Source organism: Pseudomonas frigoris (assembly GCF_047758635.1).
Taxonomy (GTDB): Bacteria; Pseudomonadota; Gammaproteobacteria; order Pseudomonadales; family Pseudomonadaceae; genus Aquipseudomonas; species Aquipseudomonas frigoris.
Genome location: NZ_CP180479.1, coordinates 3,445,372 through 3,462,983, shown reverse-complemented (window position 1 = coordinate 3,462,983; position 17,612 = coordinate 3,445,372). Strand labels below are relative to the sequence as shown.

Here is a 17,612-nt window from a genome sequence, read left to right as displayed (position 1 = left end):
AAGGAAGCAAACCTATGGGACTGTTTGATTACAAAAATGCTGACGGCAAGGCGTTGTACAGCGACGCCATCGCGCTGACGCTGTATGCGTACACGCCAACAGGTAAACCGCTGCCGGCGACCGGTTGGGCGCCGATTGGCGCCACGCAGCTGGGTTATCAAGGCAAGGTCGGCGCACAAGGCACCTACTATGGTGAGAAGGATGGCTTCACCAGCGCCGAAGCCGAAGTGCTCGGCAAGTACGACGCGGCGGGCAAGCTGATCGGTATCGGCATTGCCTTTCGTGGCACCGGCGGCCTGGGTTACAGCGACACCTTCGGCGACATGAAAAACAACCTGCTGGCTGCTGTCGGCCCGGTGGATTACGCGACGAACTACGCGAAAAACGCTTTCGACAATTTGCTCAAGGACGTCGCTACGTTTGCGCTCGCCCATGGCCTGAACGCCAGGGATGTGCTGGTCAGCGGTCACAGTCTCGGTGGATTGGGCGTCAATAGCCTCGCCGAACTGAGCGGCAACAACTGGGGCGGTTTCTTCAAGGAGGCCAACTACGTTGCCTTCGCCTCGCCGACCCAGAGCGCTACCGGCAACAACGTGCTGAACATCGGTTACGAGAACGATCCAGTGTTTCGGGTACTCGACGGCACCACGTTCAGCAGCGGATCCTTGGGCAAGCACGACGGACATCAGGACTCGGCGACCAACAACATCGTCAACTTCAATGACCAGTACGCGTCCACCTCGCAGAACCTGGTGCCGTTCAGCATCCTCAACCCGCTGAACTGGTCGGCTCACGGCTCGCTGGGTTATGCCGACGGGTTGAACCGGGTGATCGACTCGCGTTTCTACGACCTCACCGACAAGGACTCGACGCTGATCGTGTCCAACCTGGCGCAAGCGTCCCGGGGCAAGACCTGGGTCGAGGACCTTGGACGCAGCGGCGAACCTCACACCGGCAGCACATTCATCATCGGCACCGACAGCAACGACCTGCTCAAGGGCGGTGCTGGCAATGACTTCATCGAAGGCCGCGATGGCAATGACCGGTTCCGCGATGACGGTGGCTACAACCTCCTGCTGGGCGGCAAGGGCAGCAACACCTTCGAATTGCAGAAGCCGTTGCAGAACTTCAGCTTTGCCAACGACGGCGACGGCACGCTGTACGTGCGTGATGCCTATGGCGGCATCAGCATGACCCGCGACATTGGCGCGCTAGTCAGTAAAGAGTCGGGCTCATGGTGGGGCAGCAAGGAGGTGACTTACAGCGTCACCGCCAACGGTTTGCTCAACGGCAGTGAACTGACCCCCTACAACCACTCGCTTAACGGTGATGCCTACGGCAATACACTGGCAGCCAGCGTCGACGGCGACTGGTTGTTCGGCAATGCCGGCAACGATCTGCTGCGCAGTGACAAAAGCCACGTGACCTTCGTCGGTGGCGCGGGCAATGACGTAATGCAGGCCTCAGGTGGCAACAACACGTTCCTGTTCAGCGGCGCCTTTGGTTTCGACGTAATCAATGGCTACCAGAGCAACGACAAACTGCTGTTCATGGGCGTTCAGGGCGCGGGGCAGGGTTATGACTTCACGCAACACGCTTCGCAGTCGGGCCATGACACGGTGCTGAAGATTGGCGACTTTGCCGTGACCCTGGTGGGGGTGGGACTGGATAACCTGTCGGCTTCAGGCATTACGTTTGCCTGAGGCTGCATGCACTAAATGCTCCGGGGCGCCTCATGATCGGGCGTCCTGGTTGTGAGCTATCTCTAACAATTCCAACAAAGAGAGAGGCAATACCAATGGGTGTGTACAACTACAAAAACTTCGGTACAGCCGATTCCAAAGCGTTATTTACCGACGCGATGGCGATCACGCTGTATTCCTATCACAACCTGGATAACGGCTTTGCCACCGGCTATCAGCACAACGGCTTCGGCCTTGGCTTGCCGGCGACACTGGTGACCGCACTGATCGGTGGCACCGACTCCCAGGGCGTCATTCCCGGAATCCCATGGAATCCCGATTCGGAAAAAGCCGCACTGGACGCGGTGCAGAAAGCCGGCTGGACGCCGATCACCGCCACGCAACTGGGCTATGACGGCAAGGTCGACGCACGCGGAACGTTCTTCGGCGAAAAGGCCGGGTACACCAGCGCTCAGGTGGAAATCCTCGGCAAGTACGACGCGCAGGGGCATCTTAGCGAAATCGGTATCGCCTTTCGCGGCACTAGCGGCCCACGAGAAAGCCAGATCAGCGACTCCATCGGCGATGTGATCAATGATCTGCTGGCGGCGCTAGGGCCCAAGGATTACGCCAGTAACTACGTCGGCGAAGCCTTCGGCAACCTGCTTGGCGACGTTGCGGCCTTTGCCCGGGCCAATGGCCTGTCGGGCAAGGACGTGCTGGTCAGCGGTCACAGCCTCGGCGGGCTGGCGGTCAACAGCCTGGCGGATTTGAGCAACGACAAGTGGGCCGGGTTCTACCAGGATTCCAACTACATTGCCTACGCCTCGCCGACCCAAAGCGGCACCGACAAAGTGCTGAACGTCGGTTACGAAAACGACCCGGTGTACCGCGCCCTCGACGGTTCATCGTTCAACCTGTCGTCGGTGGGCGTGCACGATGCCGCCAAGGTTTCGACGACCGATAACATCGTCAGCTTCAACGACCACTACGCCTCGACAGCGTGGAATGTGCTGCCGTTTTCGATCCTCAACATCCCGACCTGGATCTCGCACTTGCCCACCGCCTATGGCGACGGCATGAACCGGGTGATCGAGTCGAAGTTCTACGACCTCACCAGTAAAGACTCGACGATCATCGTCGCCAATCTGTCGGACCCGGCGCGCGCCAACACTTGGGTTCAGGATCTGAATCGCAACGCTGAAACCCACAAGGGCAGCACCTTCATCATCGGCAGTGACGGCAACGATCTGATCCAGGGTGGCAAGGGCAATGACTACCTGGAAGGCCGCGATGGCAACGACACCTTCCGCGACGGTGGTGGTTACAACATCCTGTTGGGCGGCAAGGGCAACAACGTGCTGGATGTGCAGCAGTCGGTGAAAAACTTCGACTTCGCCAATGACGGCGCCGGCAACCTGTACATCCGCGATCTCAATGGCGGCATCAGTATTACCCGCGACATCGGCAGCCTCGTGACCAAGGAGCCAGGGTTTCTGTGGGGGGTGTTCAAGGATGACGTGACCCACAGCGTCACTGCCGAAGGCCTCAAGGCGGGCAACAACCTGACTCAGTACGCGTCCACAGTGAAGGGCGGGGCCGGAGCCGATACGCTCACGGCTCACGCGGGTGGCGATTGGTTGTTGGGGCTGGACGGCAACGACCATTTGCTCGGCGGCAAGGGCAACGATGTGTTTGTCGGCGGGGCCGGTAATGACTTGCTGGAATCGGGAGGCGGGATCGATACGTTCCTGTTTAGCGGTGCGTTTGGTCAGGACCGGGTGGTTGGCTACCAGGCCAGCGACAAACTGGTATTTCTCGGGGTTCAGGGGGTGACGCCGAACGACGACTATCGGGCGCATGCCACGGCGGTGGGGCACGACACGGTGCTGACGTTTGGGGGGGATTCGGTGACGTTGGTCGGGGTTGGGCTGGATAGCTTGCCGGGCGGGGTAATCGTTATCGCCTAGGTTTGCTGCCACACCATCAAAAGATCGCAGGCTTCGTCAGCTCCTACGCCGGTCGTGGGTGTAGGAGCTGGCGCAGCCTGCGATCTTTTGATTTTGCTGTTCAGTCTTCCTGTCGAATCGTGGTCACTTCATCGGCCTTGACCTTCACTTTCGCCCCGGAAATATCTTCGAACTCGAAGAAGCCGTCCTTGGTCTTGGTTTTCGGCGTGTCCTTGGTCAAATACTGGGTGCCGTTCTGCAGCGTCACAACCGTTGGTGTCGAGCAACCGGCCAGGGCCAAAAAGGCCGCTACCGCCAGGGGCAAGCCCAGAGTCTTGATATTCATAACCACCTCTCATCCTTCAAAAAAACAGCGCGACTGCCACGAGCGAAATCAATCGTCACTGTACCTCTAACGCGGTTGGTGCGATGGATCGGCAGAAAGTTCATAGCCATCCGAAAAATTACCGAATAACGCCGCCGCTGATCCTTTTCCGTTTGCACCGGGCAGGGCGTAGCTGGTATCTGTACGCATAACCAGTACTCGCTCGCCATGGCCTTTTTCCTGTGACTGCAAACCCTCTCGACGATCCGTTCTACTACTTGAACAACTTCATGCAAGTGCTTGATTGGCTTGAGCATCGCTATGCCGATGTGCTGAGCGTCGAAGAGCAACACTTCATTCGCGAGTTCAAGCGGTTGCCCCGTGAGTCCAGGGCGCTGCTGGTCAGGATGGTGATGCGCAAGGGGAATCACTTCCGGGCGAGCAAGCTGCATTATGTCGAAATCGGCGACATCGCCATCGCCGCCGGCCCACTGCTGGCGCTGGGCTGGATCGATGAGCAATCGCCGCTGTCGATCGAAGCGCTGTTCGAGGTGTTGCTCAAGGCCGAAATTCTCCAGTGTTTTGGCACCACCATCGATCAACCAAAAGGAAGAAAGACCGATTGGCTGCCCGCATTGAGCGAACAGTTTCCTCAGGCTCACAGCTTCGGCCAGTGGTGCCCGTCGCTGGATGACCGATTGTTCAGCCTGACCATCATGGGCCTGTGCGACCGCCTGCGCTTGATGTTTTTCGGCAATCTGTACCAGGACTGGTCCGAGTTCGTGCTGGCTGACCTGGGCATCTTTACCTATGAAAAAGTCGAGTTCTGCGCCGACTCCCGAGGCCTGCGCAGCCGTGACGACGTGGACGCCTGCCTCTTCCTTTATGAGTGTCAGCAGCATTTCGAGGCCGGCGAAGCCGTGGACGGCATTGTCGAGCAGATAAAAGGGCTGGCGCTGAGCAATCCCTGGCTGCAACGACGTCGCGGCAAATTGTTATTCCAGATAGGTCAGCACTGCGAGCGCATGGCGGATTTCTCTACCGCACTGGCGATCTACCGCGAGTGTGCCTATCCCGGCGCGCGCCTGCGGTTGATTCGCGTGTTGGAGCGCTGCGGTGAATTCCAGCTGGCCATGGACCTGGCCGCCGCGGTGGAGCAATCGCCGGAAAGTGCCGCCGAACAGCAACAATTGCTGCGTGTGCTGCCCAGGCTGCGGCGCAAGTTGGGCGGGCCGGTGATAAAGCGCTCGTCCCCACGGGAGATGCTGCGCCTGGACCTGCAACTGCCCAGAACCGACCCGGCGTTGTCGGTGGAGTCTTACGTTCAGGCGCATTTGGCGCAAGAGTCGGCACCGGTGCATTACGTCGAAAACAGCCTGATCAACTCGCTGTTCGGTCTGCTGTGCTGGCCGGCGATTTTCGCGCCGTTGCCGGGGGCGTTTTTCCACCCGTTCCAGCGTGGGCCGGTGGATCTGCACAATGAGGACTTTCACGCACGCCGCGCGGAGCTGTTCCAGGGTTGCCTGTCTGAACTCGATGACGGGCGTTACCGCCAGACGATTCGTCAACGCTATGCCAGCAAGTGGGGCGTGCAATCGCCCTTCGTGTTCTGGGGTGTGCTGAGCGAAGAATTGCTCGATCAGGCACTCGATTGCCTGCCGGCCGAACACCTCAAGCACTGGTTCAATCGACTGCTGTTGGACATCAAGGCCAATCGCGCCGGCATGCCAGACCTGATCCAGTTTTGGCCGCAGGACAAAACCTACCGGATGATCGAAGTCAAAGGCCCCGGTGATCGCCTGCAAGACAATCAATTGCGCTGGCTCGAGTTCTGCCATGAGCACCAGATGCCGATTGCCGTCTGCTACGTGCAATGGGCGGAGCAGAGCGCTTGAGTTACAGCATCGCGGTGCGGGCGCTGTGTGAGTTCACCGCCAAGGTCGGTGACCTCGACCTGCGTTTTACGCCTTCGCCGACGGCGCTGGAAGGGATTGTCGGCCACCGTACGGTGGCGTCCCGGCGCAGCGAGGGCTACCAGAGTGAAGTCGCGCTTGAAGGCCTGTATCAAACGTTAAAGGTAAAGGGCCGGGCCGACGGCTACGACCCCGCGCAAAATTGCCTGGAAGAAGTCAAAACCTATCGCGGCGACTTGAGCAAGCAACCGGCCAACCACCGTCAGCTGCACTGGGCGCAGGCGAAGATTTACGGCTGGTTGATGTGCCAGAAACTGCAGCTGGCGAAGATCAATCTGGCCCTGGTGTACTTCAACATCGTCAATGAAAAGGAAACCTGCCTGGTCGAGGCTTTCAGCGCCGCGCAACTGCGGCTGTTCTTCGAACAACATTGCGCCTTGTTCCTGCTCTGGGCCGAGCAGGAAATGGCTCATCGCGAAGGGCGTAATCGGGCCGCGCAACAACTGGCGTTTCCCCATGCCGACTTTCGACCCGGGCAACGTCATCTGGCGGAATCGGTGTTCAAGGCCGTCAGCACCGGTCGTTGCTTGATGGCTCAGGCGCCTACGGGGATCGGCAAGACGGTCGGCACGCTGTTCCCCATGCTCAAGGCCCTGGCGCCGCAGCAATTGGACAAGGTGTTCTTCCTCACGGCGAAAACCCCGGGGCGCAAACTGGCGCTGGACGCCGCGCAAGTGATCCTCGACAGCGCCGACGCGCCACCCTTGCGGGTGCTCGAAATGATCGCCCGGGACAAAGCCTGCGAGCATCCGGACAAAGCCTGTCACGGAGAATCCTGCCCGCTGGCCCAGGGGTTTTATGATCGTTTGCCCGCCGCTCGCCAGGCGGCCAGCAAGTTGTCCCTGCTGAACCAGAACGCTTTGCGCGAGGTTGCCCTGCAACACGACGTCTGTCCCTACTACCTGAGCCAGGAAATGGCCCGCTGGGCAGACGTGGTGGTCGCCGATTACAACTACTATTTCGATTTCAGCGCGCTGCTGTTCGGGCTGGCCCAGGCCAATAACTGGAAAGTCGCGGTGCTGGTGGACGAAGCGCACAATCTGGTGGAGCGGGGCCGGCAGATGTACAGCGCCAGCCTTGACCAATCGACCCTCAGCGGCGCACGAAAAACCGCGCCTGAGGCGTTGAAAAAATCCTTGCAACGGGTCAACCGTGAGTGGAATGCCCTGCATAACCTGCAACTCGGCGCCTATCAGGCCTATGACAAGGCGCCGGAAAAACTGCTCCAGGCGTTGTCGTCGTGCAGCGCGAGCATCGGCGACTACCTGAACGATCATCCGCAAGGCCTGGACGGAGCGTTACAGAACTTCTATTTCGACATGCTGCAATTTTGCCGGGTGGCCGAGCTCTTTGATGAACAGTTTCTGTTCGACATCAGCAAGCGCGACCTCGACCGCCAGCGCAACCTGTCGCAGCTGTGCCTGCGCAACGTGGTGCCCGCCGGCTTCATCCGCCCGCGCTTGACGGCAGCACGCAGCAGCGTGCTGTTTTCCGCGACCCTGAGCCCTCGCCACTACTATGCCGACCTGCTGGGCACGCCGGTGAACACGGTGTGGATAGACGTTGAATCGCCATTTCACGCCGATCAGCTGCAAGTGCACATCGTCAGCCAGATCTCTACGCGATTCGTCCATCGCCAGTCTTCCCTTGCGCCGATCGTCGAGCTGATTGCCCGGCAGTTCAGCCAACGTCCTGGCAATTACCTGGCGTTTTTCAGCAGCTTCGATTATTTGCAGCAAGTGGCGCAGTTGCTGGCCGAGAAACATCCACACATCCATCTGTGGTCGCAGTCCCGGGGCATGGGGGAAGGGCAGCGACAGGACTTTCTCGATCAGTTCACCGCCGAGAGTCAGGGCGTCGGTTTCGCGGTGTTGGGCGGGGCGTTTGGCGAAGGCATCGACTTGCCGGGCGCGCGGCTGATCGGAGCGTTTATCGCCACCCTCGGACTGGCGCAACTCAATCCGGTCAACGAGCAGTTGAAACAGCGCATGGCGGCGATTTTCGGCGCCGGTTATGACTACACCTACCTGTTTCCCGGTGTGCAGAAAGTGGTGCAGGCGGCGGGGAGGGTGATCCGCACCCAGCAGGATCAAGGGGTGGTGATGTTGATCGATGACCGGTTTGGCGATAGCAAGGTCAAGCAGTTACTGCCGCGCTGGTGGTCGATTGCTCCGAGGATTTTGCACGCTATCGAGTAGGATTTTTTACTTTAAAAACATCGACATATCTTGAAAGAAAGGCCCGTTTGAACAATCAGTGAATGCCGTCTTTATTCAAAGAGCCAGTCATCACTTTCAAGCTGAATCTTTGATAAGGAAATCAAGATATGTCAGTAGCACCGAAATACACGTACACCCCTGAGCAAGTCACCGCAGCATTCAATGAAATAAAAGTGACACTGTTCAGCGGCATCACGGCCGAGGCAACCCCAAAAATTCTGGTCGTTGCCGGGCTGCAAGGGTCAGGCAAAACCTATCTGCTGGAAAAGAACCTGCTGCCTTCAAAACGCTACGAAAACTATGTTCGCCTTTACCTGCCCGACTACCGCAAGAAACACCCCCAATACACAGAGATGATCAAACTTGGCGTCTTGCATGCGTATGAGCATACCGAGGCATTTGTTCGTGAAGTCAGTAGGAAGATCTTTACGCAGGCCTTCACGGATAAATTCAACATCATCATGGAATGTGCGTTCGACAGTGTCGATTTCGTTGCTTTTGCGACTTCGGCGACCGCCGCCGGCTATCAATTCGAGACTCACATCGTTGGCTGCACTCAAGAGTTTGCTCATGTGTCGAGCATTAAACGAGCGTTCAAAAGCCTTGAAGACCAGAAAATGGAACGGTTTCTCACGGTATCGAAGCTGAATGCCAGCATGAGTTATGCGCCTGCGATCATCCTGGCCTTCGAGACGGCTGCAAAGGCGGTTAGCGGCTCGCAAATCAATGTGTACGAACGCGGGTTCGGCGTGTTGAACGAGCGGACCTTGATTGCCCAGAGTACCTACACCAAAGCTGCCGACGGCTCCGTCACCACAACGACAACCAAGGTGGATTTTGCGTACAGCGTCTATTCCAGCATCATCGACAACCATGTCTTCGCGGTGAGCGATCGCGACGAAGTGGTCAAAGAGTGCCATCTGGCACTGTGCAAGATTGCGACTCATGCTTCGCATGTTCCGAATTTCGTCTACAACGATCTCTACGCCTACATCGTCAAACACGTGAATCGATAACACGTACGACGAGAGTCGTTTATCTGACTTTCCAATTTCGTGGTTTGCCGCATACTCCAGAAAAACAACAGTGCCGTGAGGAATCAATGAGCGAGGGTCGAGAAAAAGCCAGCGCCATCGAGGACAGCCGTTTTCGATTGTTGATCGATGCTGTCGTTGATTACGCGATCTACATGATTGATCCCGATGGAACCATTACCAGTTGGAACGCTGGCACCAAGCGTTTCAAGGGGTATGAAGAGGCCGAGATTCTCGGTCAGCACTTTTCGCGTTTCTATACCGAAGAGGATCGCCGTGCCGGTTTGCCCCAGCGAGCGCTGGACACGGCGATCAGGGAGGGGCGTTTCGAGGGGGAAGGCTGGCGGGTTCGCAAGGACGGCACGTATTTCTGGTGCCACGTCGTCATTGATCCGATTCTCGACACGTCGGGCAAGTTGCTAGGGTTTGCCAAGATTACCCGCGACCTGACCGACCGCAAAATGGCCGAAGAAGTCCTCAAGCAAAGCGAGCAGCAGTTCCGCCTGCTGGTTCAAAGCGTCACTGACTACGCCATCTACATGCTCGCCCCGGATGGCCGCGTGACCAACTGGAATCCCGGGGCTCAGCGAATAAAGGGGTATTTGCCCGAAGAAGTTATCGGCCAGCATTTTTCGATGTTTTACACCCCGGAAGACCGCGAGGCCGGCGCCCCACAACGGACCCTGGACATTGCAATACGTGAGGGGCGATTCGAAAACAAAGGCTGGCGCGTGCGCAAGGACGGTACGCGGTTCCTGGCCAATGTCGTGGTCGATCCGATTTGGGGCGAAACCGGCACGCTGCTCGGTTTCGCCAAGATCACCCGTGATATCACCGAAGCCGCACAAGCCCAGCAGGTGCTGGAGCAAACCCGCGAAGCGCTGTTTCAGGCGCAGAAGATGCAGGCCATCGGCCAACTCAGCGGCGGCATTGCCCACGACTTCAACAATTTGCTGACCGTCATCCTCGGCAATCTCGAAATCGTCCGCAAACGCGTGGGGGACGATCCGAAAATCACCCGATTGGTGGACAACGCCACTCAGGGAGCCTTGCGCGGCGTCTCTCTGACCCAACGCATGCTGGCTTTTGCCAGACGTCAGGAGCTCAAAGCCGAACCCGTCGAGATACCGGCGCTGGTGCAAGGGATCATCGGGCTGTTGCGTAGCTCGCTTGGGCCTTCCGTGGTACTTGAAACCCGCTTTTCGCGAGAACTGGAACCGGTCTTGGCCGACGTCAATCAGCTTGAGCTGGCGGTGCTGAACCTGGTGACCAACGCCCGCGATGCAATGCCCCATGGCGGAAAAATCGTGATCAGTGCCAAGACCGAAGAAACCTGGGATCAACCGCAGCTATCCCTGCTGTCAGGCCGTTATGTCTGCCTGAGTGTCAGCGATACGGGGGAGGGCATGGATGACGCCACGCTCGGTTTGGCAATGGACCCGTTCTTCACCACAAAAGGCGTTGGCAAAGGCACGGGGCTGGGACTTTCGATGGTGCATGGTTACATCGAGCAACTGGGCGGACGATTCGTCCTCAAAAGCCAGAAGGACATAGGCACGATCGCCGAACTGTGGATACCCATCGCCACGACTGGTTCGGTTGCCAAGCCCGTTACCGAGGAGGCCGCACCGCCGATGCACCGTCTATGCGTGTTGGTCGTGGATGATGACAGCCTGGTGTTGACCAGTACCTGCCTGTTACTCGAAGACCTGGGGCATCGGGTGATCAGTGCGACATCCGGGGCGCAAGCGCTGAAAGCGTTCGACAGTGAGTCAGCGATTGACCTGGTCATCACTGACATGGCCATGCCCCAGATGAATGGCGCGGAACTGGCGCAGGCTATCCGAACCATGAAGCCGGACCTGCCGATCATCCTTGCCACCGGTTACGCCGAGCGCCTGGAAGGTTTCGCAACCAGACTTCCGCGCCTGTCCTAACCTTTTACCCAACTGAATCTGGTGGAGATCATCGCCACGGCCATGAAATGACCAGCGAGCTCAATGTTCGGCGGCGGATCCCGCGTTCTTCTTGAAGCCGCGCACGTTCATGGCGCACAGACAAAACTGCAACACGATCAGTGCATAGGCTTGAGTGTGGTAACCCCAGATCACCCATAAAACATTGCTGACAATAAAACAGATGAAACCCGAGACCCTGCGTCTGGGGTTTTGCGAGCCGATCAACCACGCCGCCAGCACCGTGATCAGCATCGCTGGCCATTGCACCCAATCGAGATAATCCATCCCCATTCCTTAATGTCAGACCCTTATGTGAGGGACCACAGTGACGAGGCACCGTTCGAGGCTTTGCCTCACGATGCCTTTGAATTTTTCGCCATCGAGTGGCTCAGAGTTTTTAACAGCGTCCTGGAGCACTCCCGCCATGAGCCATCCTATGCCGGCGGGCACCGGGCACTGCAGCCTGGACCATAGCAGTGATTTTCTGGTCGTTGGTGCCTATCCAAAAGGCCAGGAAAAGTATGACATTCAGCGTCCGGACCCGACGACTCACGACCAGTCCGTTGCTCGTATTGCCAAGGTTCCGCTTCCCTTGGCCGATCCTGTGTATGGCGGCGAGGGTGCCTTGATGGGTGCCTGGAGGGCGCGTTGAAATCCAGCTGAACTTGTCAGTAGACGTTTCTTCTAAACGTTTCCTACCCCGTGCGTGCCCCTCCTGTGCCAAGAATACTGACCAAAGCCCCGACCGAAGAAAGCCTGACCGAACACAATGCGAAGATGTTCGGCTCACCCAAAGATCGCCTGGATTTCTACCGCCGGGAAATCCAGTACGAAACCAGCATTCTGGCCAATCGCACCGACGCCTACCTGGCGGCGCAATCGTTTTTGGTGATTGCCTTCGCGTCCTGCATGTCCAACCTCAACCCCGAGTGGGGAAAACTCTTCACCCTGGTGGTGCCGCCATTCCTGGCGCTATTGGGGCTGCTCAGTTCGCTCAACGCCTGGCCGGGGATTCGCGCGGCATACGACATCATCGATCACTGGCATTTCAAGCAGAGTGAGTTGTTGCGCAGCGAACCCTTGATGGGCCTCGCTTACGATGAGTCGCCGCTGTTCAGTGAGATGGAATCGTCCCATAAGGGGTATCGCAAGTCGTTGTTGTTTTCGGTGCGTACGCCATGGATTTTCGCCTCCTTCTGGGTGCTGCTGGGCAGCTACGCGTTTTATATCCAGGTGACCAACCCCGGCGCGTGAACCGAACAACCAAAAAGGCCCGGCATATGCCGTAATGCCGGTCAGTTAAGGGGGTGAACACCGCAACCTCTGTGGGAGCGAGCTTGCTCCGGGCGGCGTTCCGACGATAGCGGCAGGTCAGTCAGCATTGATGTTGAATGTTGCGCCGCCATCGTCGGAACGCCGCCCGGAGCAAGCTCGCTCCCACAGGTTTTGCACCTTAACTGACCAGCATTAGGCATATGCCGGGCCTTTTGCTGCCTCGCCACCAGCATCAAGCCGCCAGATTGGCTGCGCTCATTTCTTTCTTGTATTGGGCTTTCAAGCTTTCCATCTGTGCGCCCAATTCCTCCAGGGTGGCTTTACCCAACAGCTTTTTGGCCTGGGGAAACATTTCCGTTTCCTCCTCTTCAATGTGATGTTCCAGCAGTTCCTTGACCACTTTCACGCGACCGGCGAATTCCGGGGTGGACGGATCGGTGACTTTCAGGTCTGGCAGCACCAGCGAATCTACGGTGCGATGTTCTTCCTTGGCTTCGTAATACATGACGTCCTGTTCCTTGCCCCCAGCCTTCTTGTACGCCGGGTACAAGACCTCCTCTTCGAGACGGGTGTGGATGGCGATCTCCATTTCCAGTTTGGCCAGTAACTCGCCGCGTTTTTTAACACCACGTTCGGTGGATTCGCTTAATTGGGTCAGGATGCCTTTTACGCGTTCATGGTCTGCTTTCAACAGGTCTATGGCGTTCATGGTCGAGTCTCTCCAACGAGTCAGGGGGTGAGCGCGAACGGTCTCAAGGCCGAAAGTCGCTCATTGTCCTTGAGCATTTGTCGTGCCGGTTTGCCGGTGCGATAACTTGTTTATAAAACAATAAGTTGAAGTGACTGATGGCGAACTGCGGTCATGCAGCCTGCATGAGTCCGGAAATTGACTCATGCAGTTCGCAGGGGAGCATTAATGTTCCAGACAATAAAAAGCCCGGCGACTATGCCCGGGCTTTTCAAGTTCAGGCTCGGGATTCGGGGTGCTGGAGCAAACGATGAGCGTTTTGCGTGGACATCGAGACAGGCGGGAAATCTTCGTTGAGCAGCCGCAAGTGCTCGATCGCTTCCTCGAACTTCAAGTCGGCCTTCCTGCGCATGGCCTGATAGCGATCAAACCGTTCCACATCCATGTCGCTCACCTCAAGTAACGCCCAGGCGCTGCGGCTCAGTGCCTGGGCGTCTTCAAACATTTGACAATTACGTTCCAGGGCGAAGGCCCGGCAGGCTTTGATTTCTTCGGAGGTGGAATAGTGAATCATGACCAGCACCTGATTTTCTCAAGGTTCCTGTTGATAGGTATCGACGCCGCAGGGGAACCGAACCTGGCAAGTCCCTCCGTGCAAAAGCCGGGCGGGATTAGAGTTGTGACTGGCCGGGTCGCGAAGAATTTCAAATTTATGAACGTGAAAATTCGATAATTCCGACCCTGAACGCACAGACCTCAAATCAAATATCCTGTTTTTTATGTTGTTCATATCGAGCCAGGATCGGTTGAGTACTGATCCCGTGGATGAGGATGCTGAGCGCGACCACGGACAAGGTCAGATCCATGCAGAGTGTTGAGATCGACGCGCCCAGCCCGTGGTTCAGGGCATAAAACAGGTAATACAGACTGCCAATGCCGCGTATGCCGAACCAGCCAATCAACATTCGCTGGCGCCCGTTGAGCAAATTGCCCCAAGGCATGGCGATGACGCTCAGCGGTCGTATCAGGCAAAACAACACGCCGGCGATCGGCAACGCACGCCAGTCCCAATGCGCCATCAGCACCACGCCGAGCAGCGTTACCAGAAAGACTTCCATGGCCCGTTCCACCAGGCTACCGAAGGCAAGCATGTCGCCCATCATGATTCCCGCCGCGACCTGGGTGTCTTCAAGGTTCTCGGTATCGCCATGAACGGCGTCTTGTGGCTCGACGTTCTGATGTCCCACAACAGGCTGAACGAGATGCTCGGCGGGAAGTTCGTCGTTGCCCGTGGATTTGACTTCTTCGTGACGCAAGCCCAGACCGGCGGCAAACACCGACAGAAAGCCGTAACCGTGAATCGACTCGGCCCCGACATAAGCCAGGGCAATCAAGGCGAGGGCGAGATAATCATTCGGGGAAAGGGTGCTGTCGTCATTCTGGATTCGCATCAACAAGGTCAGGCGGCCAATACCGCGTCCCATCCAGTAGCCGGTGAGCAAACCGGCCGGGACTGCCCACAACAGACTGCGTAGCACCCAATCGCTCAGCCAGCCGGGGTTGCCGTCGTGCTGCACCAGGAGCAGGCCGAGGATGACAAACGGGAAGGCGATCCCGTCATTGAGCCCGGCCTCACCCGACAGCCCAAAGCGCACGCTGTCATCATCCCGGGCGTCGTTGACTTGTACCAGGGCAGCGAGCACCGGGTCGGTGGGCGCCAGAATCGAACCGATCAACACGGACGCGCCCCAGGACAATTCGAAACCGTAATGCAGCAACAGGCTGACGCCGGAAATGGTCAGCACCATGACCGGACCGGCCAGCCCGTAGGCAATGCGCCAGTTTTTATCCTTGAACGGCAAGCGCAACTTCAAACCGCAGACAAACAACGAAAACAGCACTGCGACTTCCGTCAGGTGCTCCATCCAGGTGGACGCATTATCGGTGTCCAGTTTCAACAGCCCGAGCCCCGCTGGCCCGATCGCCACACCCAGCACAAGGCATACCGCCGACGTAGTCACCGGCATCCAGCGCAGGTACGACGACGTCAGTGCCAGTGTCAGCAGCACGGCACCCAACACCGCCACCCATAAAATGAAGCTCATGCTCGGTACTCGTCGGGTGCGTGCTGCTCCAGATATCGAAAGGCCCGCCAAAGGAGGGCCTATAAAATGTGGAGTTCTGGAAATGCCGGCAGGTTCAATTTAAAGCATCGGTTTGCCGCCGGTAATCCCGTACCGTTGCCCGGTGATGTAACTGGCCTCATCCGAGGCCAGCAACACATAAATCGGCGCCACTTCCACCGGTTGACCCGGCCGGCCGAGCGGGGTCTGCCCACCAAAGTTCTGCACTTCTTCATCGGGCATGGTCGAGACAATCAGCGGCGTCCAGATCGGCCCCGGTGCCACGCAATTCACCCGAATGTTCTTCGGCCCCAGCATCTGCCCCAGGCCAGCGGTGAAGTTGGCAATCGCACCTTTGGTCGTGGCGTAAGGCAGGAGGGTGGGTTTGGGCATGTCTGAATTGACCGAACTGGTGTTGATGATCGAACTGCCGGGGTTCATGTGCTTCAACGCGGCCTGACAGAGCCTGAAAATGGCGGTGATATTGACGTCGAAGGTCATCACCCATTCTTCGTCCGGGATGTCCTCTAAGTGTTCGTGGGTCATCTGGAACGCGGCGTTGTTGACCAGCACATCGATCCGGCCGAAGCGTTCGACCGTCTTGTCCACCAAGGCCTGGCAGTGCGCTTTCTGCGCCAGGTCACCGGGAAGCAACAGACACTGCCGGCCGGCCTGTTCGACCCAGCGTGCGGTTTCCTGGGCGTCTTCATGTTCATTGAGGTAGGCGACGGCGACATCGGCGCCTTCACGGGCGAAGGCGATCGCCACGGCGCGACCGATGCCACTGTCGGCGCCGGTGATCAGGGCGATCTTGCCGTCCAGTCGGCCAGAACCTTTGTAGCTTTGTTCGCCACAGTCGGGGTACGGGTCCATTTTCTTTTGGGAACCGGGGACTGGCTGGGCCTGTTTCGGGAAGGGTGGTTTGGGATAGGCAGTCATTGGGAAATCTCCGTTCGCAAGGCAGAAGAGTCAAAGGGTTGACCCTGGTGTTTTGCCTTGAGTTCGGTTGGGTTTCATGTCGCGAAAAATCAAAAGATCGCAGCCTTCGGCAGCTCCTACAGGGTGTACGCAATTTCGCGTAGGAGCTGCCGAAGGCTGCGATCTTTTGATCTGGATTCAGGCTTTGCGATTGACCAAACTACGCTCCATCCGCGCAATGCCTTCTTCCAGCAATGCCCGTGGGCAGCCGAAGTTCAGGCGCACGAACTGTTTGCTGTCATCGCCGAAATCCAGACCAGGGCTCAACCCGACCTTGGCTTGCTCAAGGAAAAACTGCTGAGGGTTATCCAGTCCCAGCGCCGAGCAATCGAGCCACGCCAGATACGTGCCTTGCGGGATATTCATGGTCACACCCGGCAGGCGCGTGTTGACTGCTTCCACCAGATAATCCCGATTGCTTTGCAGATACGCCTTCAACCCGGCCAGCCAAGGGCCGCCTTCGCTGTAGGCGACGCGCGTCGCTTCCATGCCCAACGGGTTGACGCTGTCGACCATGCCGCAGCGGGCGTGGTTGACCTTTGCACGCAAAGCCGAGTCCTGAATGATCATGAAAGATGTCTTCAGACCGGCAATGTTGTAGGCCTTGCTCGCCGACATCAGCGTGATGGTGCGCTTGGCGATTTCCGGGCTCAGGGAGGCCGTCGGAATGTGCACGCGCCCGTCGAAACACAGCTCGGCATGAATCTCGTCAGAGATGATCCAGGCGTCCTGCTCCAGGCAGATGTCGGCGACCGCTTGCAGTTCTTCTCGCGGGAAGACTTTGCCCACCGGGTTATGCGGGTTGCTCAGCAGCAGCGCACCGCCACCGGTCAGCGCCTGGTTCAGGGCATCGAGTGGCGTGGCGTAAGTGCCGTCCGCCAACGCGTCGAATTCGAGTTCAACCTTGTTCAAACCCCAGTGCCCCGGCGCATGACGCAGCGGCGGGTAGTTCGGGACCTGAACCACGACGTTCTGCTGCGGCTGGACCAGCGCATTCAGCGCCATGTTGAAACCCGACTCCACGCCCGGCAAGAAAATCAGCTCCTCAGGCAATACGCGCCAGGCGTACTTGTTCCAGAGGTCAGCGACGATGGCATCGCGCAAGTCATCCTGGGCCACGCTGTAGCCGAGCATCGGGTGTTCCAGACGTTTTTGCAGGGCCTGGAGAATCACCGGCGGTGCGGAGAAGTCCATGTCGGCCACCCACATCGGCAACACGTCGGCCGGATAACGGCTCCATTTGGTACTGCCGGTGTTGTGGCGGTCGAACACCTGATCAAAATCGAAAGTCATGCTCAGTCTCATAAAAAGCGTGGTTGAACGTGGGGCAATGATAAACGCCAAGGACCTGTGGGAGCGAGCCTGTGTGTGATGGCTGATGCCCCGGTATTGCCCGATGGTCGGTTTT

At 58.0% G+C, this 17,612-nt stretch carries 14 protein-coding genes and 1 pseudogene; 8 read left to right on the top strand and 7 right to left on the bottom strand.

The window, feature by feature from the left end; genetic code table 11:
* Positions 1-14 precede the first annotated feature (14 nt).
* Together ACMXYH_RS15870 and ACMXYH_RS15865 are read left to right on the top strand one after the other, a co-directional pair.
* The gene (locus ACMXYH_RS15870) at positions 15-1,703 is read left to right on the top strand and encodes a polyurethane esterase (RefSeq protein WP_415764073.1); all 1,689 of its coding nucleotides are present in this window, start codon (positions 15-17) and stop codon (positions 1,701-1,703) included.
* Between the two features lie 95 nt (positions 1,704-1,798).
* A complete protein-coding gene (locus ACMXYH_RS15865) occupies positions 1,799-3,652 on the top strand; it encodes a polyurethane esterase (RefSeq protein WP_415764072.1) in 1,854 nt (617 codons plus the stop codon).
* Between the two features lie 100 nt (positions 3,653-3,752).
* On the opposite strand, the gene ACMXYH_RS15860 is transcribed toward ACMXYH_RS15865, so the two are convergent.
* A complete protein-coding gene (locus ACMXYH_RS15860) occupies positions 3,753-3,977 on the bottom strand; it encodes a YgdI/YgdR family lipoprotein (RefSeq protein WP_129444202.1) in 225 nt (74 codons plus the stop codon).
* Positions 3,978-4,198: 221 nt separating this feature from the next.
* On the opposite strand from ACMXYH_RS15860, the gene ACMXYH_RS15855 reads away from it, so the two are divergent.
* The 4 genes from ACMXYH_RS15855 to ACMXYH_RS15840 all read left to right on the top strand — a co-directional run bounded on the left by ACMXYH_RS15855 (position 4,199) and on the right by ACMXYH_RS15840 (position 11,119).
* Positions 4,199-5,851: a VRR-NUC domain-containing protein gene (locus ACMXYH_RS15855; protein WP_415764071.1), complete on the top strand. Its 1,653-nt coding sequence runs from the start codon at positions 4,199-4,201 to the stop codon at positions 5,849-5,851.
* Positions 5,848-8,127, top strand: a complete 2,280-nt coding sequence (locus ACMXYH_RS15850) for an ATP-dependent DNA helicase (RefSeq protein ID WP_415764070.1) — start codon at positions 5,848-5,850, stop codon at positions 8,125-8,127. Before ACMXYH_RS15855 ends, ACMXYH_RS15850 begins: the two co-directional genes overlap by 4 nt.
* Before the next feature lie 128 nt (positions 8,128-8,255).
* Positions 8,256-9,164, top strand: coding sequence for a zeta toxin family protein (locus ACMXYH_RS15845; RefSeq protein WP_415764069.1), 909 nt, complete (start codon positions 8,256-8,258; stop codon positions 9,162-9,164).
* Between the two features lie 86 nt (positions 9,165-9,250).
* Positions 9,251-11,119 (top strand): hybrid sensor histidine kinase/response regulator, encoded by a 1,869-nt coding sequence (locus tag ACMXYH_RS15840; protein ID WP_415764068.1) that lies wholly within the window; start codon positions 9,251-9,253, stop codon positions 11,117-11,119.
* Positions 11,120-11,179: 60 nt separating this feature from the next.
* On the opposite strand, the gene ACMXYH_RS15835 is transcribed toward ACMXYH_RS15840, so the two are convergent.
* Positions 11,180-11,425 (bottom strand): hypothetical protein, encoded by a 246-nt coding sequence (locus ACMXYH_RS15835; protein ID WP_129444192.1) that lies wholly within the window; start codon positions 11,423-11,425, stop codon positions 11,180-11,182.
* A 151-nt stretch (positions 11,426-11,576) separates the two neighbouring features.
* Between ACMXYH_RS15835 and ACMXYH_RS15830 the strand changes: the two are divergent.
* Positions 11,577-11,792 (top strand): annotated as a pseudogene (locus ACMXYH_RS15830) (cupin); the annotation flags it as partial.
* Positions 11,793-11,857: 65 nt separating this feature from the next.
* Positions 11,858-12,394: a hypothetical protein gene (locus ACMXYH_RS15825; RefSeq protein ID WP_129445180.1), complete on the top strand. Its 537-nt coding sequence runs from the start codon at positions 11,858-11,860 to the stop codon at positions 12,392-12,394.
* Between the two features lie 253 nt (positions 12,395-12,647).
* On the opposite strand, the gene ACMXYH_RS15820 is transcribed toward ACMXYH_RS15825, so the two are convergent.
* The 5 genes from ACMXYH_RS15820 to ACMXYH_RS15800 all read right to left on the bottom strand — a co-directional run bounded on the left by ACMXYH_RS15820 (position 12,648) and on the right by ACMXYH_RS15800 (position 17,497).
* Positions 12,648-13,124: a hemerythrin domain-containing protein gene (locus ACMXYH_RS15820; protein WP_046055244.1), complete on the bottom strand. Its 477-nt coding sequence runs from the start codon at positions 13,122-13,124 to the stop codon at positions 12,648-12,650.
* Positions 13,125-13,380: 256 nt separating this feature from the next.
* Positions 13,381-13,677: a hypothetical protein gene (locus ACMXYH_RS15815; protein WP_129444190.1), complete on the bottom strand. Its 297-nt coding sequence runs from the start codon at positions 13,675-13,677 to the stop codon at positions 13,381-13,383.
* 187 nt (positions 13,678-13,864) lie between these two features.
* Positions 13,865-15,208, bottom strand: coding sequence for a cation:proton antiporter (locus ACMXYH_RS15810; RefSeq protein WP_415764067.1), 1,344 nt, complete (start codon positions 15,206-15,208; stop codon positions 13,865-13,867).
* 99 nt (positions 15,209-15,307) lie between these two features.
* On the bottom strand, positions 15,308-16,165 hold the full coding sequence (locus ACMXYH_RS15805; RefSeq protein WP_415764066.1) for an SDR family oxidoreductase: 858 nt from the start codon (positions 16,163-16,165) through the stop codon (positions 15,308-15,310).
* A 177-nt stretch (positions 16,166-16,342) separates the two neighbouring features.
* On the bottom strand, positions 16,343-17,497 hold the full coding sequence (locus ACMXYH_RS15800) for a MalY/PatB family protein (RefSeq protein WP_415764065.1): 1,155 nt from the start codon (positions 17,495-17,497) through the stop codon (positions 16,343-16,345).
* Positions 17,498-17,612: the final 115 nt, after the last annotated feature.

Excerpts from the sequence above, each read along its gene's own strand:
- ACMXYH_RS15805 (WP_415764066.1), bottom strand. The coding sequence starts at position 16,165 with ATGACTGCCTATCCCAAACCACCCTTCCCGAAACAGGCCCAGCCAGTC.
- ACMXYH_RS15865 (WP_415764072.1), top strand. The coding sequence starts at position 1,799 with ATGGGTGTGTACAACTACAAAAACTTCGGTACAGCCGATTCCAAAGCG.
- ACMXYH_RS15810 (WP_415764067.1), bottom strand. The coding sequence starts at position 15,208 with ATGAGCTTCATTTTATGGGTGGCGGTGTTGGGTGCCGTGCTGCTGACA.
- ACMXYH_RS15815 (WP_129444190.1), bottom strand. The coding sequence starts at position 13,677 with ATGATTCACTATTCCACCTCCGAAGAAATCAAAGCCTGCCGGGCCTTC.
- ACMXYH_RS15845 (WP_415764069.1), top strand. The coding sequence starts at position 8,256 with ATGTCAGTAGCACCGAAATACACGTACACCCCTGAGCAAGTCACCGCA.
- ACMXYH_RS15860 (WP_129444202.1), bottom strand. The coding sequence starts at position 3,977 with ATGAATATCAAGACTCTGGGCTTGCCCCTGGCGGTAGCGGCCTTTTTG.
- ACMXYH_RS15840 (WP_415764068.1), top strand. The coding sequence starts at position 9,251 with ATGAGCGAGGGTCGAGAAAAAGCCAGCGCCATCGAGGACAGCCGTTTT.
- ACMXYH_RS15870 (WP_415764073.1), top strand. The coding sequence starts at position 15 with ATGGGACTGTTTGATTACAAAAATGCTGACGGCAAGGCGTTGTACAGC.
- ACMXYH_RS15820 (WP_046055244.1), bottom strand. The coding sequence starts at position 13,124 with ATGAACGCCATAGACCTGTTGAAAGCAGACCATGAACGCGTAAAAGGC.
- ACMXYH_RS15800 (WP_415764065.1), bottom strand. The coding sequence starts at position 17,497 with ATGACTTTCGATTTTGATCAGGTGTTCGACCGCCACAACACCGGCAGT.
- ACMXYH_RS15835 (WP_129444192.1), bottom strand. The coding sequence starts at position 11,425 with ATGGATTATCTCGATTGGGTGCAATGGCCAGCGATGCTGATCACGGTG.